This window comes from Cellulosimicrobium cellulans, assembly GCF_007679345.1.
GTDB classification, from domain to species: domain Bacteria; phylum Actinomycetota; class Actinomycetes; order Actinomycetales; family Cellulomonadaceae; genus Cellulomonas; species Cellulomonas cellulans_A.
Genome location: NZ_VEGH01000012.1, coordinates 60,653 through 85,322, shown reverse-complemented (window position 1 = coordinate 85,322; position 24,670 = coordinate 60,653). Strand labels below are relative to the sequence as shown.

The 24,670-nt window shown below is 76.9% G+C and carries 18 protein-coding genes and 2 tRNA genes; 8 read left to right on the top strand and 12 right to left on the bottom strand.

The genetic code is table 11. The annotated features are described in order from the left end of the window. The first annotated feature begins 35 nt into the window (after positions 1–35). A complete protein-coding gene (gene gap, locus FS882_RS15680) occupies positions 36–1,037 on the top strand; it encodes a type I glyceraldehyde-3-phosphate dehydrogenase (RefSeq protein ID WP_158374330.1) in 1,002 nt (333 codons plus the stop codon). A gap of 54 nt (positions 1,038–1,091) precedes the next feature. Here gap and FS882_RS15675 read toward each other — a convergent pair. Next, positions 1,092–1,165, bottom strand: a tRNA-Met gene (locus tag FS882_RS15675). Positions 1,166–1,227: 62 nt separating this feature from the next. Beyond that, positions 1,228–1,797, bottom strand: a complete 570-nt coding sequence (locus tag FS882_RS15670) for a TetR/AcrR family transcriptional regulator (protein ID WP_154728717.1) — start codon at positions 1,795–1,797, stop codon at positions 1,228–1,230. Between the two features lie 93 nt (positions 1,798–1,890). Between FS882_RS15670 and FS882_RS15665 the strand changes: the two genes are divergently transcribed. Beyond that, positions 1,891–2,913: an aldo/keto reductase gene (locus FS882_RS15665; protein WP_158374328.1), complete on the top strand. Its 1,023-nt coding sequence runs from the start codon at positions 1,891–1,893 to the stop codon at positions 2,911–2,913. A 78-nt stretch (positions 2,914–2,991) separates the two neighbouring features. Here the strand turns inward: FS882_RS15665 and FS882_RS15660 are convergent. Beyond that, positions 2,992–3,065 (bottom strand) — tRNA-Met (locus FS882_RS15660). A gap of 165 nt (positions 3,066–3,230) precedes the next feature. After that, positions 3,231–6,164, bottom strand: coding sequence for a UPF0182 family protein (locus tag FS882_RS15655; protein ID WP_410053292.1), 2,934 nt, complete (start codon positions 6,162–6,164; stop codon positions 3,231–3,233). Between the two features lie 265 nt (positions 6,165–6,429). Here FS882_RS15655 and FS882_RS15650 point away from each other — a divergent pair, with 265 nt between their 5' ends. Further along, positions 6,430–7,002, top strand: coding sequence for a PPA1309 family protein (locus FS882_RS15650; RefSeq protein ID WP_158374324.1), 573 nt, complete (start codon positions 6,430–6,432; stop codon positions 7,000–7,002). Between the two features lie 51 nt (positions 7,003–7,053). Here FS882_RS15650 and FS882_RS15645 read toward each other — a convergent pair whose 3' ends face one another. Continuing rightward, entirely contained in the window at positions 7,054–8,262 is a 1,209-nt protein-coding gene (locus FS882_RS15645; protein WP_316043650.1) for a PDZ domain-containing protein, read from the bottom strand. Between the two features lie 126 nt (positions 8,263–8,388). On the opposite strand from FS882_RS15645, the gene FS882_RS15640 reads away from it, so the two are divergent. After that, a complete protein-coding gene (locus FS882_RS15640; RefSeq protein ID WP_158374322.1) occupies positions 8,389–9,855 on the top strand; it encodes a zinc-dependent metalloprotease in 1,467 nt (488 codons plus the stop codon). Positions 9,856–9,875: 20 nt separating this feature from the next. Here FS882_RS15640 and FS882_RS15635 read toward each other — a convergent pair whose 3' ends face one another. Continuing rightward, positions 9,876–10,487: a M48 family metallopeptidase gene (locus FS882_RS15635; RefSeq protein WP_262348354.1), complete on the bottom strand. Its 612-nt coding sequence runs from the start codon at positions 10,485–10,487 to the stop codon at positions 9,876–9,878. 255 nt (positions 10,488–10,742) lie between these two features. Here FS882_RS15635 and FS882_RS15630 point away from each other — a divergent pair, with 255 nt between their 5' ends. Both FS882_RS15630 and FS882_RS15625 read left to right on the top strand, forming a co-directional pair. Then, on the top strand, positions 10,743–10,901 hold the full coding sequence (locus FS882_RS15630) for a DUF5679 domain-containing protein (protein WP_147794224.1): 159 nt from the start codon (positions 10,743–10,745) through the stop codon (positions 10,899–10,901). Between the two features lie 85 nt (positions 10,902–10,986). Continuing rightward, positions 10,987–12,000, top strand: a complete 1,014-nt coding sequence (locus FS882_RS15625; protein ID WP_187365326.1) for a ThiF family adenylyltransferase — start codon at positions 10,987–10,989, stop codon at positions 11,998–12,000. A 36-nt stretch (positions 12,001–12,036) separates the two neighbouring features. Here the strand turns inward: FS882_RS15625 and FS882_RS15620 are convergent, their stop codons facing one another. The 3 genes from FS882_RS15620 to FS882_RS15610 all read right to left on the bottom strand — a co-directional run bounded on the left by FS882_RS15620 (position 12,037) and on the right by FS882_RS15610 (position 14,919). Next, a complete protein-coding gene (locus tag FS882_RS15620; protein ID WP_158374318.1) occupies positions 12,037–12,384 on the bottom strand; it encodes a WhiB family transcriptional regulator in 348 nt (115 codons plus the stop codon). A 136-nt stretch (positions 12,385–12,520) separates the two neighbouring features. Then, the gene (locus FS882_RS15615; protein WP_158374315.1) at positions 12,521–12,724 is read right to left on the bottom strand and encodes a hypothetical protein; all 204 of its coding nucleotides are present in this window, start codon (positions 12,722–12,724) and stop codon (positions 12,521–12,523) included. Between the two features lie 155 nt (positions 12,725–12,879). Further along, positions 12,880–14,919, bottom strand: coding sequence for an ATP-dependent helicase (locus FS882_RS15610; protein WP_158374313.1), 2,040 nt, complete (start codon positions 14,917–14,919; stop codon positions 12,880–12,882). 146 nt (positions 14,920–15,065) lie between these two features. Here FS882_RS15610 and FS882_RS15605 point away from each other — a divergent pair, with 146 nt between their 5' ends. Then, positions 15,066–15,332, top strand: coding sequence for a mycoredoxin (locus tag FS882_RS15605; RefSeq protein ID WP_154731096.1), 267 nt, complete (start codon positions 15,066–15,068; stop codon positions 15,330–15,332). 50 nt (positions 15,333–15,382) lie between these two features. Here the strand turns inward: FS882_RS15605 and nudC are convergent, their stop codons facing one another. Next, entirely contained in the window at positions 15,383–16,564 is a 1,182-nt protein-coding gene (gene nudC, locus FS882_RS15600) for an NAD(+) diphosphatase (RefSeq protein WP_158374311.1), read from the bottom strand. Between the two features lie 171 nt (positions 16,565–16,735). On the opposite strand from nudC, the gene FS882_RS15595 reads away from it, so the two are divergent. Further along, entirely contained in the window at positions 16,736–17,671 is a 936-nt protein-coding gene (locus FS882_RS15595) for a phosphotransferase (RefSeq protein ID WP_158374309.1), read from the top strand. Positions 17,672–17,684: 13 nt separating this feature from the next. Here the strand turns inward: FS882_RS15595 and FS882_RS15590 are convergent, their stop codons facing one another. Both FS882_RS15590 and FS882_RS15585 read right to left on the bottom strand, forming a co-directional pair. Beyond that, a complete protein-coding gene (locus tag FS882_RS15590) occupies positions 17,685–21,290 on the bottom strand; it encodes an ATP-dependent DNA helicase (RefSeq protein WP_262348344.1) in 3,606 nt (1,201 codons plus the stop codon). Next, a complete protein-coding gene (locus tag FS882_RS15585) occupies positions 21,287–24,652 on the bottom strand; it encodes an ATP-dependent helicase (protein ID WP_262348343.1) in 3,366 nt (1,121 codons plus the stop codon). The genes FS882_RS15590 and FS882_RS15585 overlap by 4 nt, the downstream gene beginning before the upstream one ends. Positions 24,653–24,670: the final 18 nt, after the last annotated feature.

Genomic DNA, 24,670 nt, shown 5'->3' with positions numbered 1-24,670 from the left:
GGCGTCCCGAACGCACAGACCCACCGGAGGTACCCATGACCCGCGTCGCCATCAACGGCTTCGGACGCATCGGCCGCAACGTCCTGCGCGCGATCCTCGAGCGCGGTAGCGACCTGGAGGTCGTGGCCGTCAACGACCTCACCGAGCCGGCCGCCCTGGCCCGGCTGCTGGCCTTCGACTCGACGGCCGGGCGGCTCGGGCGGCCCGTGTCCGTGGACGGCGACCACCTCGTGGTCGACGGCCGCCGCATCGCCGTCCTCGCCGAGCGCGAGCCCGCCCGGCTCCCGTGGGCGGAGCTCGGGGTCGACGTCGTGCTCGAGTCGACCGGTCGGTTCGCGAGCGCCGCCGCCCGCGGCCACCTCGACGCCGGGGCGCGCGCCGTGCTGGTCGGGGCGCCGTCCGACGGCGCGGACGTCACCATCGCCTACGGCGTGAACACCGACGCCTACGACCCGGCCGTGCACACCGTCATCTCCAACGCCTCGTGCACGACGAACGCCCTCGCGCCGCTGGCCCTGGTGCTCGACGACCTCGCCGGGATCGAGCACGCGTTCATGACCACGGTGCACGCCTACACGCAGGAGCAGAACCTGCAGGACGGGCCCCACCGCGACCCCCGCCGCGCGCGGGCGGCCGCCGTCAACATCACCCCGACGACGACGGGCGCCGCCAAGGCGATCGGCCTGGTGCTGCCGCAGCTCGACGGCCGGCTGTCCGGCGACTCGATCCGCGTGCCGGTCCCGGTGGGCTCGATCGTCGAGCTCAACGCGACCGTCGCCCGGGACGTCACCCGCGAGGACGTGCTGGCCGCGTACCGTGCCGCGGCCGCGGGTCCGCTCGCCGGGGTGCTGGAGTACTCGGAGGACTTCCTGGTCTCGTCCGACATCGTCGGGAACCCGGCGTCGTCGGTGTTCGACTCGCACCTGACGCGGGTCGAGGGGAAGCACGTGAAGGTCGTCGCCTGGTACGACAACGAGTGGGGGTTCTCGAACCGCGTGGTCGACACGCTCGAGCTGATCGGGCGGTCGCAGGACTGAGCCACGGGGACGACGAAGGCCCGGACCAGCCGGTCCGGGCCTTCGTCATCTGCGTAGCGGGGACAGGATTTGAACCTGCGACCTCTGGGTTATGAGCCCAGCGAGCTACCGAGCTGCTCCACCCCGCGTCGGTGCCCCCACCCTACGCGACCCGGGCGCCGGGACCTAGTCGGCTCGGGGCACACCCCCGCTAACCCCGCACCCGCAGGCCGTCGACGAGCAGGCGCACCATCGGGTTCGGCGAGCCGTCCGCCGACGGCGCGCGGTGGCTCAGGTCGCCGATCGCCTGGAGGAGGTCGAGCGCGTCGACGTCGGGCCGGACCTCGCCGCTGGCCACGGCGGCCTCGAGGAGGGAGCGCAGGGCCGGCCCGAGGGTCGCCTCCAGGTAGGCGGGCAGCGCGTCGAACGCCGGGTCCCCGGAGCGGAGGGCCGCCGCGAGCCCCTGCTTGGTCGCGACGAACTGCGTGAACCGCGCGATCCACTGGTCCAGCGCCTCGCCGGGCGGGTACCGGCGCCGCAGCTCCTCGGCGGCCGCGGCGGTCGCGTCGATCTCCGTGGTGAAGACCGCGGTCACGAGGTCCGCCCGCGTGGGGTAGTGCCGGTAGAGGGTGCCGACGCCGACCCCGGCCTCGGCGGCCACCTCCCGCGCCGGTGCGTCGACCCCCGAGCGCTCGAACACGGCCCGGGCGGCGACGAGCAGGGCGTCGGCGTTCTGCCGGGCGTCGGCGCGCAGGGGCCGGGAGCTGGCGGACGAGGTCATGGCTCACCTCACTAGACAAACGGAACAGCGTTCCGTATGGTCGACGACATCGAAGCGGAACGGTGTTCCGCCACCAGCATACGGGAGGCACGCATGCAGTACCGCACCCTCGGGCGCACCGGCATCAAGGTGACGCCCTACGCGCTCGGCGCGATGATGCTCGGCTCGCTGGGCAACCCCGACCGCCGGGAAGGCGTCCGGATCATCCACCGCGCGCTCGACGCCGGGATCAACTTCGTGGACACCGCCGACCGCTACGGCGACTCGGAGGAGGTCGTCGGCGAGGCGCTGCAGGGGCGTCGCGACCAGGTCGTCCTCGCGACGAAGTTCCACGGCCCGGTCGACGACGACGTGAACCACCGGGGCGCCTCGCGGCGCTGGATCGTGCAGGCCGTGGAGCGCTCGCTGCGGAACCTGCGCACCGACCACATCGACCTCTACCAGCTGCACCGCCCCGACCCCGACACGGACATCGAGGAGACGCTCTCCGCCCTCACCGACCTCGTGCGGCAGGGCAAGGTCCGGGCGATCGGCTCCTCGTCCATGCGCGGCTCGGAGATCGTCGAGGCGCAGTGGGCCGCCGAGCGCCGCGGGTTCGAGCGGTTCCGCAGCGAGCAGCCGAACTACTCGGTCCTGGACCGCGAGATCGAGCGCGAGATCCTCCCCGTCGCGCAGCGCTACGGCATGGGCACCCTCGTGTACAGCCCGCTCGCCGGCGGCGCGCTGACCGGCAGGTACCGGGCCGGGCAGGCCAACGACACGTTCCGGGCGAGCACCGGCATGCGCCACTTCCGCGACGAGCGGCGCCTGGCCGCGGTGGAGCAGCTGCTCACGCTGTCGGACGAGGTCGGGATCCCGCTGCCGCACCTCGCGATGGCGTTCGCGATCGCGCACCCGGGGGTGACGTCCGCGATCATCGGACCCCGGACCCTGGAGCAGCTCGAGAACACGCTCGCCGGCGCCGACGTCGTGCTGACCGACGAGATCCTCGACCGGATCGACGCGATCGTGCCGCCCGGCGAGAGCATCGGCGCGATGGACATGGTCTACCGCGGTCCGGAGGTCGCCGACCCCGCCCTCCGGCGACGTCCGGGCGCCGAGCGCGCAGCCGGCTAGGCGTCGCTCGCCCCGCACAGCACGAAGGCCCGGACCGTGTGGTCCGGGCCTTCGTCGCCGATCTGCATCGGCACTGCGTAGCGGGGGCAGGATTTGAACCTGCGACCTCTGGGTTATGAGCCCAGCGAGCTACCGAGCTGCTCCACCCCGCGTCGGTGATCACTACGTTACGCCAGGGTGACGGGCGATCCAAATCCACCCGCCGTGCCCTCGGTCACACCCGCCGTGCCGGCCCGCCCCCGCGCCGGGCGCGCGGCGGGCCGGCTCCCCCGCGAGGGAACCGGCCCGCCGTGGTGCGCGCCCGGGGCGCCCGGGGCTCAGCCGCCCGAGCCGCCCAGCTCCGCGTCGGCCGCCGCGGCGTCCTCCAGGGCCTCCTGGAGCCGGGCCTGCGCCTCGCCGTAGGCGGCGAAGTCGCCGCCGGCCAGCGCGGCCTGCCCGTCCTGGTACGCCTGGGTGGCCCGGTCGATGGCCTGCGTCAGCCGGGTCTGGGCGTCGGCGGCGCCGGCGCCCGTGCCCCCGGTGGGCGCGGGCGTCGGCGTGGCGGCGCCGTCACCGGTGTCCCCGGTGTCCCCGCCGGTGTCGTCCCCGGTGGTCGGCGGCGTGATCTCGTTGCCGGCGTCGCCCGCGGACGTGCCGTCGTCACCGCCGAACACCTGGTCCAGCGCCTCGTCGAGGGTGCTGGCGAACCCGATCTCGTCGCCGAACGACACCAGCACGCGCTGCAGGAGCGGGAACTGCGTGCCGCTCGCCGCCTGGACGTAGACGGGCTGCACGTAGAGCAGGCCGCCGCCGACGGGGAGCGTGAGCAGGTTGCCGCGGATGACCTGGGAGTCGCCTCGCGCGAGGATGTTCAGCTCGTTCGACACGTCCGGGTTGGACGAGAAGTTGTTGTTCATCTGGTTCGGGCCCGGGACCGTGGAGTCGCGTGGCAGCTCCAGGAGCCGGATCTTGCCGTAGCCCTCCGCGGGTTCCCCCTCGGTCGACCCGGCCTCCGCGTCGACCGCGATGTACCCCGTGAGGACGTCACGGGCGTTGCCGCCGGCCGGCACGTACGTCGACATCAGGGAGAACGTCGCCGCGTCCTGCGTCGGCATCTCCAGCGTCAGGTAGTACGGCGGCTGCGCGACGCTCTGGCCCGAGGCCGTCGGGTCGTTCGGGGTGCGCCACGCGTCGTTGCCCGAGAAGAACTGGCCCGGGTCGGTCACGTGGTACGTGCCGAGCAGGGTCCGCTGCACCTTGAACAGGTCCTCGGGGTACCGGATGTGGCTCATCAGCTCGGAGCTGATCGCGGACACGGGCTCGAGCGAGGTGTCGAAGACGTTGCTCCACGCCTGCAGGACCGGGTCCTGGTCGTCCCACGCGTACAGGGTGACCGTCCCGTCGTAGGCGTCGACCGTCGCCTTGACCGAGTTGCGGATGTAGTTGACCTTCTCCGGCTGCAGGGCCGCGATCGTCGTCGACGTCTCGGTGAGCGAGTCCACCGTGGCGTCCTCGAGCGACTGCGCCGCCGCGTACGGGTACTGGTTCGACGTCGTGTAGCCGTCGACGATCCACTTGACCCGGCCGTCGACGACCGCGGGGTACACCCGGCCGTCGAGGGTGAGGTACGGCGCGACCTTCTGGACGCGGTCGACCGGGTCGCGGTCGTAGAGGATCTGCGACTCGGCGGTCACGCGGTCGGAGAACAGGATCTGCTCGGAGCCGAACTTGATCGAGTAGAGCAGCTTGTTCCAGAACGTCCCGATCTCCGGGCCGGCGGAGACCTCGTCGGTCGGGAACGAGGTGTTCACCGCACCGCCGGACTCGTCGTCCGGGTAGTCGAGCTCCCACTCGGAGCCCTCGGGGGCGCCGACGATCGAGTAGCTCGGCGAGCTCTGGCCGAAGTAGATCCGCGGCTCGTACTCGCCCATCTCGCCGGTGGACGGGATGCCGCCCTCCCAGAACTCGGGGGCCCCGCTCGACGTCGTGGTGTTGCCGTACGCCGCGACGACGCCGAACCCGTGGGTGTAGACGGTCGCGTCGTTCGTCCAGTTGCGGCGCTGGGCGTCCAGACCGTCGAGGTCGAGCTCGCGGACCGCGATCACGGTGTCGCGGCTCTCGTCCGCGACGTCGTACCGGTCCACCGACAGGGTGTCGGGGAACGAGTAGAAGCCACGGATCTGCTCGAGCTGGCGGAACGAGTCCGACACCACCTGCGGGTCGAGCAGGCGGATGGAGGCGGTCGTCTCCGCGTCCTCGCGCAGGGCGCCCGGCTCGGCGGTGACGTTCGCGTTGTAGTCGCTCGTCTCCACGTCCTCGAGGCCGTACGCCGCGAGCGTCGCGTCGATGTTCCGCTGGATGAACGGCGCCTCGGCGTCCTGCTGGTTCGGGTTCACCTGGAACCGCTGGACGACCGCCGGGTAGATGCCACCGATGGCGATCGCGCTGACGATCATCAGGCCCACGCCGATGGCCGGCAGCCGCCAGGTGCCGCGCAGGGCGGTGACGACGAACATGACGGCGACCAGCAGCGCCACACCCGCGAGGATGCTCTTGGAGGGGATGACCGCGTTGACGTCCGTGAACGAGGCGCCGGCGAACCGGTCGCCCTCCTGGGTCAGGATCGAGTAGCGGTCGAGGAAGTAGTTGGCCGCGATCAGCACCATGAGGACGGCCGCGATCACGGACAGGTGCACACGGGCGGCGCGGGTCATCCGCGGGGTGCCGGCGGAGCCGCCGACCCGGAACCCGCCGTACAGGTAGTGCGTCGCGACGGCGGCGATGCCGGCCAGCACCGTCACGGCCATGAGGAAGCTGACGACGAACCGCATGCCCGGCAGCTGGAACATGTAGAACGACAGGTCCATCCCCCACTGGGGGTCCTCACGTCCGACCGGCGTGCTGTTCATCCAGAGCTGGACGGAGCTCCACTGCTGGGAGGCCGCGATGCCCGCGAACAGCCCGAGCACGGCGGGCCCGGCGACGAGCACGACGCGGCGCAGCGGCTCGACGGCCTCGCGGTAGGCGTCGAGGCTGGCCTGCTCCTGGTTGGACGGCGCGTACACCGGCCGGGTGCGGTAGCCGATCGCGAGGCTGGAGAACACCGCGCCGCCCATGACGAGCAGGCCGGCGAGGAACAGCGCCCCGCGGGTCAGCCACTGGGTCCAGAGCACCTGGGAGAAGCCCAGCTGGTCGAACCACAGGACCTCGGTCCAGAGCTGGGCGAGCAGCAGCACGGCCACCACGACCAGGGCGAGCACCACGACGGTGATCGCGAGCGGGCTCGGCCGGCGGCGGCCGGGGGCGCCCCTCGGTGGCCGGGGCGGGCGTGGCCCCCGGGGCTGTCGGGCGGACGGGTTGGCGAAGGTCACGGCCTTGAGGTCCTCGTCGTCGGGTACGGATCGCGCGTGGACGCGTCGGGCAGGGCCCGGCGCTCACGCAGGTCACAACGCGCCCGGCGGCCTCAAGGTTCCCACAGCGGCCGCCCCCCGCACCGCGCCCCTGCGCGCGTGCCCGGCCGGCGCCGCGGGTGCGAGGATGGCGACCGTGACGCAGACCCCGGACACCCCCGCCAGCACCCCCGCCCAGCGCGCGCTCGCCGCGGCGGTCGTGGAGATCGAGCGGCACGTCGCCACGGGCGGCTGGGACGGCCCGGTGCGGGTGTTCGCCCTGGTCCGGACGCAGGCCGCCCTGGACGCCGAGCCCGCGCTCGCCTCGCAGCTGCCGCCCGACGTGCTGGCCGCCGCGGCCGCCGACCCGGACCACCTGACCTCGGTCGAGCAGGAGGGCCTGCCCGCGAGCGACGACCTGGAGGGGCTGCTCGGCGCGATCGCGTGGCCGGAGGGGGTCGACGGCGCGGCGCTGACCGTCGAGCGGATCGTGCTGCCGCCGGAGGCCGAGGAGGGTCTGCCGGATGACCCGGACGCCGCGCTGGACGCGCTGCTCGCGCACCCCCAGCGGCAGGACGTGCGCCTCGCGGTGGGCGTGCTCCGCGGGGGGCCGTCGTGGTGCGCGGTCCGGCAGCGGTCCGACGACCGGGACGACGCCGTCGGGCAGGGCGAGGACGTCGTGCCGGGCCTGGTCGAGGGGCTGCGGGCGACGTTCGCCTGACGGCGCGCGCGACCCGCAGGGGGCGGCCCGGCCCCAGGTCGCCCGCCGGCGTCAGCCCGCGTCCGCCGCCGTGCAGGTCGGCAGGTCGCCCGCGTCGCCGGCGCCGATCGCCTCGACCGCCTCGCGGGCCTCGTGCAGGGTCGACACCTTGACCACCGTCAGCCCGTCGGGCACGTTCCCCACGACCTCGTCGCAGTTGTCCGCCGGCGCGAGGAACCAGTCCGCCCCGTCACGCAGCGCGCCGGCCATCTTCTGCCGGATGCCGCCGATCGGCCCGACGGCGCCGTTGAGGTCCATCGTGCCGGTGCCCGCGATGACCTGGCCGGCGGCCTCGTCCTCGGGCGTCAGCTTGTCGATGATCCCGAGCGCGAACATCGTGCCGGCGCTGGAGCCGCCGATCTGGTCGATCCGGATGGAGACGTCGACCGGCGGGTCGAACGTCGGGTCGATGTAGACGCCGAGCTGGCTGCCGTCGTCGTCCTCGCGCGCGCCGGTCACCACGTCGAGGTCGACCTCGGCGCCGTCCCGCAGCACGCCGAGCGTGACCGTCGTGCCCGGGTCCGTCTCGTCCAGAAGGTCGATGAGCTGGCCGTACGACGTCAGCGGGGTGCCGTCGTAGGACAGCAGCACGTCCCCGGGATCCACCACGCCGACCGCCCCGGTGCCCGCGACGGCCTCGTGCACGGTCAGCGTGACCGGCACCGTGTACCCCAGCTCCTCGAGCGCGGCGACCGTGGCGTTCTCCTGGGAGGACACCATCTGCGCCTCGTTCTGCTCGTCCAGCTGCTCCTGGGTGGCGTCCTGCGGGAACACCGACTCGACGGGCAGCACCCGCCGGGACGGGCTGAGCCAGCCCTGCAGCACGCCGAGCACGCTCGACGGGTACCCCGGGCCGCCCGTGGTCGACACGGTGGTGAGGCGCAGCTCCCCGGTGGAGTCGTAGGTCTCGGCGCCGTCGATCGTGATGAGCGCCTGGTCGTCGTGCGTGCCGAGGGTGTCCAGCGTCGGCCCGGGCGAGTTCACCGCGTACGGTACCGGCATCAGCAGCAGCACGACCAGCAGCACCGCGGTCAGCAGCACGCCGCCGGACACCAGCGCGGCGCGGCGCGTCACCGGCGGCGCGGGCTCGGTCGGGTCGGTGGGGTCGGCCGGGACCGCGGGCGACGCGCCGTCCGGCGGCAGGCCGGGGCCGCCGAGCGGGGCGGCCCCGCCGGCGGGCGACGCGGCGGGGTCCGAGGGGCTTCCGGGCTGGGCGGGCACCGGACGATCATGCCGCACGCACCCGTGAGGGTCGCGTGCGCCCTCAGCGAACCGGACGTGATGGCCTGGTCCGCGTGCGCGGGGGTGTGGTTACGGTGGCACCACGACGAGCCCGGGAGCACCGAGATGACCGACGACCCCACCGCGCGCCAGCCCGGCGAGCCCTCCGACGGCGCCGCCTGGGAGCAGATGCTGCGCCAGATGTTCGGCCCGGGCGCGGACGAGGCGCTGCGCCAGATGCGCGAGCAGGGCCTCGACCCCGCGGAGATGGCCCGCGCCTCCGGCCTGCCCGACGACCCGATGCTGATGAACCAGGTGATCGCCCAGGTCCAGCGGATGCTGTCGTCGAGCGGCGACGGGCCCGTCAACTGGGACGTCGCCCACGACATGGCCCGGCAGGTCGCGGTGACCGGCGGCGACCCGACCCTGAGCCCGGCGGAGGCCCGCCAGGCCACCGAGGCGCTCGGCGTCGCGGAGCTGTGGCTCGACGCGGCCACCGACCTGCCGCCCGCCGGCGGGCACGTGCGCGCGCTGTCCCGCTCGGAGTGGGTCGAGCAGACCCTGCCGACCTGGCGCACCCTGACCGAGCCGGTCGCGACGTCGATGTCGACCGCGCTGGCCGCCACGCTCGCCGACCAGCTGCCCGAGGGCATGGACCTGCCGCCCGGCCTCGGCGTCGGCGGACTCGACCCCGCCGCGATGATGCGCCAGCTCGGCGCGCTCGTGTTCGGGATGCAGGTCGGCCAGGCGGCCGGCTCGCTGTCCCGCGAGGTGTTCGGCCTGACCGACGCCGGCCTGCCGCTGGTCGCCGAGCCCGCCACCGCCCTCGTGCCGCGGAACATCGCCGACTTCGCCGACGGGCTGGAGATCCCGCTCGAGGAGGTGCGGCTGTTCCTCGCGCTCCGCGAGGCGGCGCACGCGCGGCTGTTCACGCACGTCACCTGGCTGCGCGGCCACCTGCTGGCGGCCGTCGACGCCTATGCCCGCGGCATCACCATCGACGTCGAGAGCCTCGAGGAGTCGGTGCGGGCCATCGACCCCACGGACCCGACCGCGCTGCAGGGCGCCCTGTCCTCCGGCGTGTTCGCCCCGCAGACGACGCCCGAGCAGCGCGCCGTGCTCGCCCGGCTGGAGACCGCGCTCGCGCTGGTGGAGGGCTGGGTGGACGAGGTGGTCGCGACCGCCGCGCTCCCCCACCTGCCGCACGGCGTCGCGCTGCGCGAGATGATCCGCCGCCGCCGCGCCGCCGGCGGGCCCGCGGAGCAGACGTTCGCCACCCTCGTCGGCCTGGAGCTGCGGCCCCGCCGGTCCCGGGACGCGGCCGCGCTGTGGGCACGCATCGCCCGTGAGCAGGGCCCCGAGGCGCGCGACGCCGTCTGGGACCACCCGGACCTGCTGCCCACCGCCGAGGACCTCGACGACCCGGCCGGGTACGCCGGCCGCCGCGCCGCCGCGGAGGGCGAGCACGCGGACCTCGACCGGGCGCTGGCGGAGATCCTGGGCGACGGCGACGGCGACGGCGACGGCGGCCCGGCCGGCGGGCCGGACGAGCCGTCCGGCGGCCGGCCGGCCGACGACGACCCGTCCCGCTGAGCCGTCCGGCCCCGGGGCGGTCAGTCCGCCTCGGGGTCGGCCGCGTCCTCCTCGGCGGCCACCTCGGGCGCCGTGTCGTCGTCCGGCCCGGGCGCGCGCTCCGCGAACGAGTAGCCCTCGAGGAACCCCCGCGCCCGCTCGGTGCGGGGGTACGCCTCGAGCTCGGCCCAGAACTCCGGCCCGTGCCCGGCGTGCAGCAGGTGAGCGAGCTCGTGCAGCAGCACGTAGTCGGTGACCCACGCGGGCATCCCGCGCAGCCGGTCGGACAGCCGGATGCTGCCGTCCGCGACGGTGCAGGACCCCCAGCGCCGGCCCTGGTTGCCGGACCACCGCACGCTCGACGGCACGGCGCGCCCACCGAGGTAGCGCTGGCTCAGCTCCGCGGCGCGGCGGACCAGCTGGTCGTCGGACGGCCGGCGGCGCTGCTCCTGGGTGGCGAGCCGGTCGAGCATCCGGCGCACCCACTCGCGCTCCTGCGCCCGGGTGAACCGGGCGGGGATGGCGACGATCGTCCGGCCGCCCTCGCGGTACGCGGTGACGGTGCGGGACCGGCGGCGCGACCGGCGCACCTCGACGGGGCCGAGCCGTGGGTCGCCGTCGGCGCCGGGCGGGGAGCCGGTCGGGGGACCGATCGCGGCGCTCGCCTCCGCGGCGGGGCGCGCGTCCGGCGCGGCGGCCGCGGGCGCGGGCGAGCGCACCGGGTCGACCGGCGTCCGGGGGTGCTCCCGCGACGGCTGCACGTCCAGCACCGTAGCGGTTCGGGCCGCTGATCTGGGGCAACTGCCGCACGACGGGCGGACGGAACCCTCCCGCGGCCGCCGCACGGCGTGGATACTGGCCCGGGCGCCAGGAACCCGGCGTCGCCGAACCGATGCGAGGAGACAGACATGGCCGAGACCTACGCCGGCGAGTTCTACTGCGTGAAGTGCAAGGAGAAGCGCCAGGCCGAGGGCGAGGTCGTCGTCTCCGAGTCCGGTCGCCGGATGGCCAAGGCCACCTGCCCGGTCTGCAGCACCAAGCTGAACCGGATCCTCGGCAAGGCCTGAGCAGAACCCGACCTGTGGACGACGGCGTCCGCCCCCGCCCGGGGTGCCACGGTGGTGGTACTCGACGGGACGGGGGTGGGGCACCGTGCAGCTCCGGCAGGGACTCCGCGTGCTGCGGCGCGCGACCGACGAGGTCCAGGTGGGCCTCGACCCGCGGTGGGCGGTCCGTGTCGCGGGACTGAGCCCCGGCCGGGTCGACCGGCTGCTGCGGGCGGGCGACCGCCGCGTCGACGACGTCCTGCCCGCCGCCGCGCTCGACGCGCTGGCGACCGCCGGGCTGCTCCGGCCGGCGGGGGCGCGTCCGCGTCGGGTGCGGCCCGACCTGCGGCCCGAGGCCCTCGCGCACGGCCTCGCCCGGCAGGACGGGGACGGTGCCGGGGCCGTCCGCCGGCGGGCGCGCTCGACGGTCGCAGTCGTCGGTCTCGGTCGCGCCGGGGCGGTGGCGGCAGGGACGCTCGCCGTCGCGGGCGTGGGGTCGCTGGTGCTCGTCGACCCCCGCGCGGCGCGGCCCGGGCGGGCGGCGGGCACCGAACCGGGCGACGGCGTCCCCGCGGCGGACCGCGCGACCGCCGTCGCCGAGACCCTCCGCGGCGTGGCCCCGCGGGTGCGGGTGCGGACGGCGCCCGGCACCGCCGGGCTGCTCGCCGACCCGCCCGACGTGGTGGTCACGGCCGCCGCGGACGTCCCCGACCCGGCGACCGCCCTGACCCTGCTCGGGGCGGACCTGCCGCACCTGCCCGTCGCGACCCGCGAGGCGGACGCGCTGGTGGGACCGTTCGTCCGCCCGACCCGGCCGGGAGACGACCCGCTCCCCTGCGTGCGCTGCCTCGACCTGCACCGGGCCGCGACGGACCCGGCGTGGCCGGTCGTGCTCGCGCAGCTCGCGGGTCCCCGGTCCGGCGACGCCGCCGCCGAGCCCCCGGCCGCGCTCGCCGCGGTCGCGGGCGGGTTGGCCGCGGCGGAGGTGCTGGCGCACCTGGACGGCGGGACGCCGCGGACCCTGGGCGCGCAGTACGAGATCCCGGTGCCGTCCGTCGCACCCCGGCTGCGCCGGTGGGCGGCGCACCCGGAGTGCGGGTGCGCCGCCCTGGGCGGTTGAGGCCCGGTCCGTCGACCGGTACCGGGCCCGACGCGGTCAGGCCGCCGGGGTGGCGTCCTTGCGCGGCCGGCCGCGGCCGCGCTTGACGGCGACCACCTGGCCGGCGACGAACACCTCGCCGCCCCACACGCCCCACGGCTCCTGCCGCTCGACGGCGCCGGCGAGGCAGCCCTCGAGCAGCGGGCAGGTGCGGCAGAGCGCCTTGGCCTGCTCGACCTCGGCCGTCCGCTCGGCGAACCAGAGCTCGGGGTCGTTGGACCGGCACGGGATGAGCCCCGCGACCAGGGCGTCGAACTGCGCATCGGTGACGGCGGGCGTCGAGGCGGGCGGCCAGGGACCGGATCCGCCCTGGTTGACCGTGTCGAGCAGCGTCGTGAGCCGCACGATGTCCTCCTGATGACTTGCGGGTTGAGCGAGGTGGCGGTGGATCCGCAGCTGCCTCGCCCCCCTGCAGGTGCCGGGGAAGACGAAGGCCGCGGAATCCGGTGGACTCCACGGCCTGGACGGGCTGGTCATCGACTCAGATGACCGGTCCTCCTGGGGCGGAGTCGGAGCGGGACGAGAGATCGCGCGCACGCAGCCGGAGACCGGTGCCGCCGAAGCCACGGATGCCCGTGCCCGGGGCGGCCGGGGACACAGCGGTCCCCTGGTGCTTGTCCGAGGTGGGTGCCAGGAACGGCAGCGCGATCGCGCCGACACGGAACGCGTCGTTCATGTTCTTCACAGCACCACACCTCCTTCTCGTCATCGGGCCGCCGCCGCTTCGCGCAGCACGGCCTCCCAGCAGGACTCGTTCACCGTAGAGGGGCCGTCGCCGACCGCACAACCGAATTACCGAGAGATTTTCGACGAGTTCTCCCCGGTCCCCCGAACGGCCGATCAGCCGGCCGCCGCCGCCTCGCCCGCCGCGGGCCGGCGACCGGCCACGATCGCCAGCAGGTCGGGGCCGTACCGGTCGATCTTGGCCGGCCCGATCCCCTGGACGCGGGCCAGCTCGGGGACGCTCGCCGGGCGCAGCTCGGCGATGGCGGACAGGGTCGCGTCGCCCAGCACGGTGTACGCGGGCTTGGACGTCGACCGCGCCAGGTCGGCCCGCCAGGCGTGCAGGGCCGCCAGCAGCTCGCCGTCGACCTCCCCGGTGAGCCGAGGGACGGCGCGCGCCCGCCCGTCGCCGAACCGGGCGCGGCCCTCCTGCGGCCACAGGCCGTCGAGGAACCGCGACCGCCGCCGGGTCGCCCGGCCGCCCGGGGTGCGGGACCGGCCGTAGGACAGCTCGAGGTGCTGCCGGGCGCGGGTGATGCCGACGTAGAGCAGCCGGCGCTCCTCCGCGAGGTCGGCGGCGGTGTCGGCGGACGCCCACGGCACGAGGCCCTCGCTCAGGCCGGCGAGGAACACCGCGTCCCACTCCAGGCCCTTGGCCGCGTGCAGCGACGCGAGCGTGACGCCCTCGACGGTCGGCGCGTGCTGGGCGGCGGCGCGCTCGTCCAGGTCGGCGATCAGGTCCTGGACCGTCGCGCGGCCGCCGGCGCGCTCGGCGGCCGCGGCCAGGTCGTCCGCGAGGGTCACCAGCGCGTGCAGCGTGTCCCAGCGCTCGCGCGAGGCGCCGCGGGCCGCGGGCGGCTCGTCCGTCCAGCCGGCCGAGCGCAGCGCGTCCCGCACGGTCTCGGTCATCGGCACGTCGGCCTCGGCCGCCACCGCGGCGCCGCGCAGCCGGACGATCGCGTCGCGGACCTCCTTGCGCTGGAAGAAGCGCTCGCCGCCCCGGAGCACGTAGCCGATCCCCTGGTGCGCGAGCGCCTGCTCGAACGCCTCGGACTGCGCGTTGGTCCGGTACAGCACGGCGATCTCGCTGGGGCGGGTGCCCGCCGCGATCAGCCGGCCGATCCGGGTGGCGACCCCGGCGGCCTCCGCCTCGTCGTCGTCGTAGACCGCGAACCGCACCGGACCGGCCGACGGGCGCTGCGCGATCAGCTCGAGCGGCTCCCACCGCCCGCCCCGGTCCTTCGGCGCGCGGCGCAGCACCTCGTTGGCCAGGCCGACGACCTGCGGGGTCGACCGGTAGTCGCGCACCAGGCGGACCACCTGGGCCCCGGGGTGCTCGGCGGTGAACCGGGTCAGGTAGTGCGGCGTCGCGCCCGCGAACGAGTAGATGGTCTGGCTCGGGTCGCCGACCACGCACAGCTCGTCCCGGCCGCCGAGCCACTGGTCGAGGAGGAACTTCTGCAGCGGGGAGATGTCCTGGTACTCGTCGACGACGAACCGGCGGTACTGGTGCCGGATCTCGTCCGCGACGGCGCGGTTCTCGACCAGCATCCCGGACAGCAGCCAGAGGATGTCCTCCATGTCCATGACGCCGCGCGCGTCCTTGGCGTCCTCGTACGCCGTGATGAGGCGGGCGACGACGTGGTGGTCGTGGCCCGCGGGGGCGGGCCGGTCGGCGGCCGCGGCGGCGCGGACGTAGTCCTCGGCGCTGATGCGGGACACCTTGGCCCACTCGATCTCCGACGCGAGGTCCCGGACCGACACCCGGTCGACGGACAGCCCGAGCCGGTGGCAGGCGTCCGCGACGACCGGGGCCTTCTGGGCCAGCACCTGCGGCGAGGGGCCCCCGACCACCTTCGGCCAGAAGTACCGGAGCTGGCGCAGCGCGGCCGAGTGGAACGTGCGCGCCTGCACGCCCGCGACGCCGAGGTCGCGGAGCCGGGTGCGCATCTCCCCCGCCGCGCGGGCGGTGAACGTCACCGCGAGCACGCTGGTCGGGGCGTAGACGCCGGTGCGCACCCCGTAGGCGATCCGGTGGGTGATCGCGCGGGTCTTGCCGGTCCCGGCGCCGGCCAGGACGCACACCGGCCCGGTGAGTGCGCGCGCGACCTCCCGCTGGTCCGGGTCGAGGGCGTCGAGGAGGTCGTCGGCAGGCATCGCCGACGATCCTCGCACCTCCCGCCGACACGCCGGCACCGTCGTCCCCAGGGGTGCGTGGGCGCGGTCCCGGACGCGTCCGGGATGATCCTGCGGGCGCCGGGCGTTCTCCCGGTGACGCGACACCGACGATGCGAAGGCAGACGATGACGACCACGCAGGACCTGCCCGCCGAGGGCACCGTGACGATGTACTCGACGACCTGGTGCGGCTACTGCCGCCGCCTGAAGACGCAGCTCGACTCCGCGGGCATCGCGTACACCGAGGTCGACATCGAGCAGACGCCGGACGCCGCCGCGTTCGTCGAGCAGGTGAACGGCGGCAACCAGACCGTCCCGACCGTGCTGTTCCCGGACGGCTCCGCGGCCACGAACCCGTCGCTGGTGCAGGTCCGCGAGCGCCTCGGCGCCTGACCGCCGCCGCGCTCGCGCGGCACCCGGACCGAGGGCCCGCCCGGCACCGCTCAGCGCGTGCCGGGCGGGCCCTCGTCCACGGGGGCGGGGGCGGCGCGCCGGCCCTGCCGCCGGGTCGCCGGGGGCTGCGGCGTCGGCTGCTCGGCCGCGGGCTGCTCGGTGGCCGACGCCCCGTCCGCGGTCCCGGCCGGTGCCGCCCCGGCTCCCGGCGCGACCTGGTCGGCCGGCGGCACGGCGCCCCGGCTCCAGCCGTCGCGCAGCGGGTCGGTCGGCAGCGGCCCGCCGTACCAGTCCTCGATCAGCGCCCGCGCGATCGACGTCCCCGGCGGCAGCACGACCGAGCCCTGCTCGACCTCGGCGCGCAGCGTGTCCCGGTCGAACCAGCGCGCCGCGCGCAGCTCGTCGCCGTCGACGGTGATGTCCGTGGACAGCGCGCGGGCCCGGAAGCCCAGCATGAGGGAGGCCGGGAACGGCCACGGCTGGCTCCCCCGGTACTCGACCTCGCCGACCACGACCGAGGTCTCCTCGCGCGCCTCGCGGCGGATGGCGTGCTCGACCGACTCCCCCGGCTCCACGAACCCGGCGAGCGTCGAGAACCGGTGCCTCGGCCACGCGGAGGAGTTGGCCAGCAGCAGCCGGTCCGCCTCGTCGACGACCGCCATGATCACCGCGGCGTCGGTGCGCGGGTAGTGGTCCGACCCGTCGACGGGGCACCGGCGCACCCAACCGCTGGACACCGGCTGCGTCTCCGCGCCGCAGCGCGGGCAGCGGGGGTACCGGACGTGCCACTCGTACAGCGCCACCGCCGCCGTCGCCAGGCCGGCGTCCCGGGCCGACAGCTCGCCGCCGACCTCGCGCAGCGCCGTCCACTCGTCGCCCGCGGGCAGCGCAGACGGCGCCCCCTCCGGCACGTGGTGCGCCAGGTAGGCCGGGCCGTCCGGGCGGCTCTCCCCCGGGGCGACGCCGGGCAGGCGGTCGGCGTCGTCGTAGCCGAGGAACGCCCACCGCTCGGCGAGCGAGGAGCTCGGCGCCCGCAGCGCCGCCTCCTGCGGCGTGTACAGGGCCAGCGCCGGGCGGCGGCCGCGGCGGCGGGTCACGACCCGGCCGCCGGACACCAGCAGCACCCGGGTCGTGGCGTCGTCGAGCAGCGCGGGCAGCAGGTCCTCGTCACCGCGGAGGTCCGCGGCCCGGTCCGTGACCGTCCGCGACAGAGGGAGGTCGGAGGCGAACACGTCGCCACCGTACGCGTCGCGGGCGCCCGTCGCAGGCGGCGCCCGGACGGCGGCCGTGCGACGCGCGCCACGTCCGGCGGCGGGACGGGGGTGGGCCCGGGCAACGGCGTGGTGACACGCCCGGCGGCCCGCGGACCGGCCCGGGGCCCGCCGGGGTCCTACCCTGGGACGGTGCGTTCTCCCCTTGCTCTCGCCGCTCTCGCGACCGTCGCCGTCCCGGGCTTCGACGCCCGCGAGGTGCGCGCCGCCGCGGCCGCGGGGGACGACGACGTCGCCCTCGTGACCGACGGGCAGCGGCGGCACTGGGTGGTCCGCGCGCCCCGGAGCGCCGCCGCGGGCGCGGCCCTCGAGGCCGAGCTGGTGCTGCTGAGCGCGCTGGGTGATCAGGTGGACGCCGGAAGGCTGCCGTTCGACGTGCCGCGGGTCGCCGGCGCCGCGCCGCTCGAGGAGGGCGGCCGCGTGGTCGTGCACCGCGAGCTGCCGGGTCGCCCGGTCGACCTGGAGCGGGTCGCCCCCGGGCCCGGGATCGCCGCCTCGCTCGGCCGGTCGATCGCCGCGCTGCACGAGCTGCCCGTCGCGATCGTCGAGGACGCGGGCCTGCCCGCCTACGACGCGGCCGCGTACCGCGCGCGCCGGCTCGCGGAGGTGGACGAGGCCGCGCGCACCGGCCGGGTGCCCGCCACGCTGCTGCGGCGGTGGGAGGAGCGGCTCGAGGACGTCGCGATGTGGAAGTTCGCACCCGTCGTCGTGCACGGGGACCTGTCGGCGGACCACGTGCTGGTCGCGGACGGCGCCGTGACCGGCGTGACCTCCTGGGGCGAGGCCAAGGTCGCCGACCCCGCCGACGACCTGGCGTGGCTGCTCGTCGCCGCGCCGCAGGACTCGGTCGACTCGATCATGGAGGCGTACCAGCTCCGCCGCACCGAGCTCACCGACCCGCACCTCGCCGACCGGGCGCTGCTCGCCGGCGAGCTCGCGCTCGCGCGCTGGCTGCTCTACGGCGTGCGGTCGGGCGACGACGAGGTGGTCGCGGACGCGGTGCAGATGCTCGACGAGCTGGACGAGCAGACCCGCGAGGAGGCGGAGCCGGGCGCGGCCGAGCTCTGACGCCCGGCGCGGGTCAGGCCTCCGTGGCCGCCAGGAGCAGGCGCTCGATCTCGTCCGCGCCCAGCAGGCGCTCGGGACGGACCGTGCGGCCCGCGCCGACGTAGCAGAACGCCGCGCTGACCCGGTCGAGCGGCGTCCCCGTCCACCGGGACCACGCCAGCCGGTAGACGGCGAGCTGCAGCTCCCGCACCGCCGTGGCGGCCGGGTCGGTCGGCGGCGCGCCCGTCTTCCAGTCGACCACGACCACCGCGTCCCGCTCCCCCGGCCGGTCCGGGTCGCGGAACACGGCGTCGATCCGGGAGCGCAGCACGTAGCCCGCCACGGTGGTCTCGACGTCGACCTCGACCGCGACCGGGTCCAGCGCGGCCCAGGGGGTGGCGAGGAACGCGGCGCGCAGGGCGGCCTCGTCGGCGTCGACCGGCACGGAGTCGTCGTCGGCCCCGGGCAGGTCGTCCAGGTCGACCAGCGCGGGTGAGCCGAAGAACCCCTCGACCCAGGCGTGGAACTGGGTGCCGCGCCGCGCCTGCGGGGAGGGCCGGTTGGGCACCGGGCGGCGCAGCGCGCGGGCGAACTCGCCGCTGTCGGCGGCCAGCCGGACGACGGCCGACGCGGACAGGTGCGCGGGCAGCTCGACCTCGGGCCGCGGCCGCGCCTCCAGCGCGCGCTCCGCGAGCAGCAGGTCGACCGTGCGGTCCCAGCCGGACCGCCGCGCCGCCGCCGTGCCGCCCGCCGCGCGCTCGGCCCGCGCCGCGCGCACCGCCGCCGCGCCGGCCTCGACCGCCGCCCGCCGCACCGCCCCGCCCTCGGCCTCGCCGCCGAACGGGTCGGCGGGCCACACCGCGCCCGCCGCCTCCTGCGTCCGCGGGTTCTCGGTGCCCTCCTCGGGCAGGTCCGCCCAGCCGGCGACCCGCGCCAGCCCCGCGTCGACCACCTCGGTGAGGAACAGCGACGGCGGGCGCACGCGCGACCCGTCGCCCCACCAGGCGCCGGTGAGCAGCAGCGAGGCCCGCGCGCGGGTGAACGCCACGTAGGCGAGCCGGCGCTCCTCGGCGACCTGGTGGTCGCCCGCGTCCAGCAGGAACTGCTTGCGCCGCTCCTCCAGGTCCTTCGGGTCCGCCGCCCCGGCGTAGGCGAGCTCGGGCAGGTCGTGCCGGTCGCCGCGCAGCGGGTACGGCAGCTCGCCGAGGCCGGTCAGCCACGCGGAGTCGGTCGGGCCGTTCGGGCCCTGGGTGTGGGTCGCGGGCAGCCCGCCGTCGACCAGGCCGGCCACGGCGACCGCGTCCCACTCCAGCCCCTTCGCCGCGTGCACCGTGATGAGCTGGACGGCGTCCGGGTCGGGCTCGGCGACCGGCATGTCGAGGCCGTGCTCGTGCGCGTCGGCCGACTCCAGCCAGGCGAGGAAGCCGCCGAGCGTCGGGTCGTCGGTCGCGTCGGCGTACCGCACGGCGACCTCGCGGAACGCGTCGAGGTGCGCGCGCGCCCGGCCCGGCGCGACGCCCGCCCGGGCGGCCACCTCGATGTCCAGGCCCCACAGCCGCTCGGCGTGCGCGACGAGCTCCGGCAGGGACAGGTAGGTGTGCTGCCGGACGGCGCGCAGCACCTCGCCGACGGCGGTGACCCGCGCCAGGCCGGTCGGGGTCAGGGCGCGGCCGGCGGGGCTGGTCCAGCCCGGCGGGGGCGGGGAGTCGACCGCGTCGACGATGCTGCGCTCGTCCACGACGTCGGCCACGACCGGGGCCGGCTCGGCGGTGCCGTCGCCGGGGACGCCCGCGGACGGCGCCCCGTCGATCGCGACCCCGTCGCCGGGGACGCCCGCGGACGGCGCCCCGTCGCCGACGAGCGGACCGCCCGCGAGCCCGCCGCCCGCGCCGGACGTCCCGCCGGAGCTCGACCGTGACCCGCCGGACCCGCCGGACCCGCCGCCGCCGGCGAGGCCGTCGCCGCCGTCCACCGCCGACGCCGCGCGCTCCCGCGCGACCGCCGCCGCCGCCCGCGCGTCGAGCCCCCGCGCCAGGTGCGCCGACCAGTCCGCGAGCGCGTGCAGGTCCGCCGCGCCGAGCATGGTCCGGGCGCCGGTCAGCAACCGCATGAGCGCGTCGCCCCGCGAGGGGTCGTGCGCCGCCTGCAGGAGCGCCACCACGTCGACCACCTCGGGGGTGGCGAGCAGCCCGCCGAGCCCGACGACCTCCACCGGCAGCCCGGCCGCCCGCAGCGCGCGGTGCAGCACCGGGAACTGCGCGCGCTTGCGGCACAGCACCGCCGCGGTCACCCGCCCGCCACCGGGCGCGGGTGCGCCGCCGTCGACGCCCGGCCCGCCCTCGGGGCGCCAGCGCGCCGCGACGAACTCGGCGACGGCCTGCGCCTCCTCCTCCAGCGTGGGCGCCAGGTGGGCGATCACCTCGCCGGCGCCGGCGCCGGGTCGCGCGCCGAGGGTCGGCAGGGCGACGCGCGCCTTCTCGGGCCGGCGCAGCGGCCCGGCGACGTGGTTCGCGGCGTCGAGCACCGCGACGTCGTTCCGCCAGGACGTCGACAGGGCGTAGACCGCGGCGGGCCGCCGGTCGCCGTCCGCGGCCACGTCGGGGAAGTCGGTCGGGAACCGCTCGAGGCCGCCCGCGCTCGCGCCGCGCCAGCCGTAGATGGACTGGTGCGGGTCGCCGACCGCGGTGACGGGGTGGCCGCCGCCGAACAGCTGGGACAGCAGCACGAGCTGCGCGTACGACGTGTCCTGGTACTCGTCGAGCAGCACGACCCGGAACCGGGCCCGCTCGCCCGCGCCGACCTCGGGCACGTCCCGGGCCAGGCGCGCGGCGATGGCGACCTGGTCGCCGAAGTCGAGCGCGTCCGCGGCCCGCTTGCGCTCCCGGTACGCCGCGACGAGGTCGAGCACCCGCTGCCGCTCGCGCAGCGACCCGACGAGCTCCCGGACCTTGGCGTACGGCTGCCGCGGCGGCGTGCCGGGCGGGGTGGCCTCGACGGCCTCGACGATCGCCTCGATGCCGCGGCGCGCCTCGTCGGCCCCGATCAGGTGCTCGTCGAGCGCCCCGGACAGCGTCAGCACGGCCTCGACCACGGTGGAGACCGCGGCGGAGGAGTCGAGGTCGGCCGTCCAGGACTCCACGACCTCGCTGGCGAGCTGCCACTGCGCGGCCTCGCCCAGCAGCCGGGCGGACGGCTCGACGCCGATCCGCAGGCCGTGGTCGCCGACCAGCGACGCCGCGTACGCGTTGTAGGTCGAGATGGTCGGCCGGGCGACGGTGAGCAGCGCGGCACCGCCGTCGGCCGCGTCCTCCGCGGCGGACAGGCCGGGCAGGTGCACGCCCTCCGCCGCCGCGGCGCGCGCGAGGTGCCGCAGCCGACGGCGCACGCGCTCGGCGAGCTCGCCGGCGGCCTTGCGGGTGAACGTGAGACCGAGGACCTCCTCGGGCGCGACCAGGCCGTTCGCGAGCAGCCACACCACGCGGGCGGACATGGTCTCGGTCTTCCCGGAGCCGGCGCCGGCCACCACGAGCGCGGGGCTCAGCGGGGACTCGATGACGGCGACCTGCTCGTCGGTCGGCGGGTCGCGGCGGAGCAGCCGGGCGATGTCCTGCGCCGACAGGGTGGCGGCGAGCACGCTCACGCGACCACCTGCCCGCCCTCGTCGCGCAGCGGGCAGGACCGGCGCACCGGGCACCGGTCGCACAGCGGGTTCGCGGTCGCGGCGAACGACGAGGCGGCCATCCGCTCCGCCACCTCCTCGATGTGCGTCCTGGCCCAGGACGGGTCGTCCGGCGCGTCCGGTCCGAGCGCGGGCTGCTCGCGCAGCGCGGCCTTGTTCTTGTTGACGTCGGAGACGAACACCAGCTGCGCCCCGGCGCTGGTCGCGCCCGGGGGGAGCCCCTCGACGGCGCCGGCGTCGACCGCGAGCTGGTACGCGCCGAGCTGCGGGTTGGTCGTCGCCTCCTGCGCCGACGGGGCGGTGCGGCCGGTCTTGAGGTCGACGACCCGGACGGGCAGGGGCGCGCCCTCGCCGGACCCGGCGGCCTCCCCGGACCCGGCGGCCGGCTCCGCCCGCTCGACCCGGTCCAGCGTCCCCCGCACCACGGCCCGGTCCAGCTCGAGCTCGAACCGCGCCTCGATCGCCAGCGGCTCGCCCGCCCGCTCCAGGTAGTCCGCGAGCCGGTCCACCATCGCCTCCGCGCGGCGGCGCTCCAGCGTCGCCGGCCAGCCGTGCCCCAGCCCGAGCTCCGGCCACCGCCGGTCGAGCTCCGCGAGCAGCGCCTCCCGGCCGCCCCGGGGGTGCGTCTGCGCGAGCGCGTGCACCAGCGTGCCGAGCGACTGCCGGGCGCTGCTCGGCGCGGTGCCACCGGCGGCCTCGAGCGCCCAGCGCAGGGTGCACGTCCCGGCCGTCTCGATGCGCGACGGCGACACCGGCACCCGCTCCCCCGCGGCCCACAGCGGGTCGTCGCTCGACGGGTCGGCGAGGCCGTGCCACTCGGCGGGGTCGGCGCCGGGCACGCCCTCGTCGGCCAGGCGCGCGAGCACCGCCGCGGCCTCGGCGTCCGGGGTGCCTGCGCGCGCCGACTGCTCCAGCCGCCCCCGGAGCTGCGCCACGAGCCCGCGCAGGTCCAGCGGCGCGGGGGCGACGGTGCGGCGGGGGTCGTCGTCCTCGTCGTTCGGCTCGACCAGGTCGAGGAACGGCGACGGCTGGTCGTCCTCGTCGGACACGGCGGTCACCAGCAGCACCCGGCGGGCCCGGGAGACGGCCACGTGGAACGACCGGAGCTCGTCGGCCAGCACGGCGGCGCGTGCGGCCGCACCCGCCTCCGCGGCGGTGTGCGCGTCGGCGCGACCGGCGTCCCGGCCCGCCAGCACGTCGACCAGCGCCTGCGAGCCGAGCAGCGAGTCGCGCAGCCGCAGGTCGGGCCACACGCCCTCCTGCACACCCGCGACCGCGACGACGTCCCACTCCCGCCCGGCGGCGCCCGCCGGGGTCAGTACGGACACCGCGTCCCGGCGGGCGCGCGCGGCGATCGTGTCGGACGGCAGCTCCTGCGCCTCGACCCACTCGAGGAACGCGGCGGCGCGGGCCTGCGGCATCCGGTCGACGAACGTCTCCGCCGCGCGGAACAGCGCGAGCACGGCGTCGAGGTCCCGGTCCGCGCGCGCCCCGCCCGGCCCGCCGGCGAGCGCCGACCGCCGCCACGGCTCCGCCAGCCCGGACGCGTCCCAGATCGCCCACAGCACGCCCTGCGCGTCCGCGCCCGGCACCGCGGCGGCGGCCCGGCCCTCCGCGAGGACCGTGGCGATCCGGGCGACCGGCCGGCGCACCACCGGCTGGAGCCCCGCGGCGAGCGCCGGGGACCCCAGCACCTCCACCAGCAGCTCGTCGCTCGCCCGGCCGCCGCCCAGGGCGACCTCCTCCGCCCGCAGGCTCCGGCGCAGCCGGCGCAGGCCCACCGCGTCCAGGCCGCCCAGCGGCGAGCAGCACAGCCGCGCGGCCAGCTCGGCGTCCAGCGCCGCACCGCCCGCGTCCGGGCCCAGCGCCACCCGCAGCGCGTCGAGCAGCGGGCGCACGGCGGGCTCGTCGCGCAGCGGCACGTCGCTGCCCACCACCGCGACCGGCACCTGCGCGGAGCCGAGCGCGCGGCGCAGCGCCGTCACCTGGCCGCCGGTGCGGGCGATCACCGCCATCTCGGCCCACGGGGTGCCGTCCTCGAGGTGCGCGCGGCGCAGGGCGTGCGCCACCCAGGCGGCCTCCTGCGCGGGGCTGGGCAGCACGGCGGCGCGGACGACGTCGCGCGCGACCGCGGCCTCCCCGCCCTGCGTCGGCACCCCGGGAGCCGCGGGGGTCGACCCGGCGCCGGGAGCCGGGAGCGCGCGCCGGTGCGCGGCCCCGCCCACGACCGCGACCCGCTCGGCGACCCGGGCCGCCACCCCGCGCAGCTCCGGCCCGTGCCGCCGGACGACGTCGAGCACCAGCCGCGTCGCCCCGAGCTCCCCCGGGCCGGTCCCGGCCACGTCCGCCCGCCCGACGAGCGCCGGCGTCGCCCCGCGGAACGTCTGCACCGCCGCGTCCGGGTCGGCGAGCAGCAGCAGCCGCGCCCCGTCGTCCTGCAGCACCCGCAGCAGCCGCGCGGTCGCCTCGGTCGCCTCCTGGTAGTCGTCGACCACCACCAGCCGCCACCGCGGGCGCGGCCCGGGCAGCTCGGCCTCCCAGGTGCGCAGCACGTGGGCCGCCTCCTCGACGACGACGGCCGGGTCGTACCGCGCGCCGGCGTCGGGCGTGCCCGCCCGCAGCGTCGTCACGTCGACGTACTCCCGGTACAGCGCCGCGGCGGCCACCCACTCGGGCCGGCCGTGCCGCTCGCCGAGCAGCGCCAGGTCCTCCGGCTCGACGCCGCGCTCGGCCGCGCGCATGAGGAGGTCGCGCAGCTCCCCGCGGAAGGCGCGCAGGGTCAGCGACTCCTCCGGCACGCCGTCCGGCCAGCGCAGCGGCACGCCCTCCCCCGCGGCGTGGCCCGCGAGCAGCTCGGCCAGCGCGAGGTCCTGCTCGGGACCGGAGATCAGGGTCGGCGCCGGGTCGCCCAGCAGCGCCGCGCGCGCCCGCAGCACCGCGAACGCGGCCGAGGCCGCCGTGCGCACCATCGCCTGGCCGGTGGTGCGCCGCACCCGGGCGCCGATCCGGTCGCGCAGCTCGGCCGCCGCCCGGCGGCCCGCGGCGAGCACCAGGACCTCGTCCGGCGACGGCAGGTCCGGCGAGGGGAACAGCCCGTCGTCGTCCGCCGCCAGCGCCGCCGCCACCGCCTCGACCGCCAGCAGGGTCTTGCCCGTGCCGGCGGCGCCCACGACCAGCAGCGCGGGGTCGGCGCCCGCCACCACCCGGTCCACGACGGCCCGCTGGTCCGCGCCGAGCCGGACCGGCGCCGGCACGTCCGCGAGCGCGGGGCGCACGAGGCGCAGCCCGGCCGCGGGGGGCGGTCCGGCGGGGGTCGGGGTCACGGCCCCGATCCCATCACA

Excerpts from the sequence above, each read along its gene's own strand:
- gap (WP_158374330.1), top strand. The coding sequence starts at position 36 with ATGACCCGCGTCGCCATCAACGGCTTCGGACGCATCGGCCGCAACGTC.
- FS882_RS15670 (WP_154728717.1), bottom strand. The coding sequence starts at position 1,797 with ATGACCTCGTCCGCCAGCTCCCGGCCCCTGCGCGCCGACGCCCGGCAG.
- FS882_RS15665 (WP_158374328.1), top strand. The coding sequence starts at position 1,891 with ATGCAGTACCGCACCCTCGGGCGCACCGGCATCAAGGTGACGCCCTAC.
- FS882_RS15650 (WP_158374324.1), top strand. The coding sequence starts at position 6,430 with ATGGCGACCGTGACGCAGACCCCGGACACCCCCGCCAGCACCCCCGCC.
- FS882_RS15640 (WP_158374322.1), top strand. The coding sequence starts at position 8,389 with ATGACCGACGACCCCACCGCGCGCCAGCCCGGCGAGCCCTCCGACGGC.
- FS882_RS15630 (WP_147794224.1), top strand. The coding sequence starts at position 10,743 with ATGGCCGAGACCTACGCCGGCGAGTTCTACTGCGTGAAGTGCAAGGAG.
- FS882_RS15610 (WP_158374313.1), bottom strand. The coding sequence starts at position 14,919 with ATGCCTGCCGACGACCTCCTCGACGCCCTCGACCCGGACCAGCGGGAG.
- FS882_RS15605 (WP_154731096.1), top strand. The coding sequence starts at position 15,066 with ATGACGACCACGCAGGACCTGCCCGCCGAGGGCACCGTGACGATGTAC.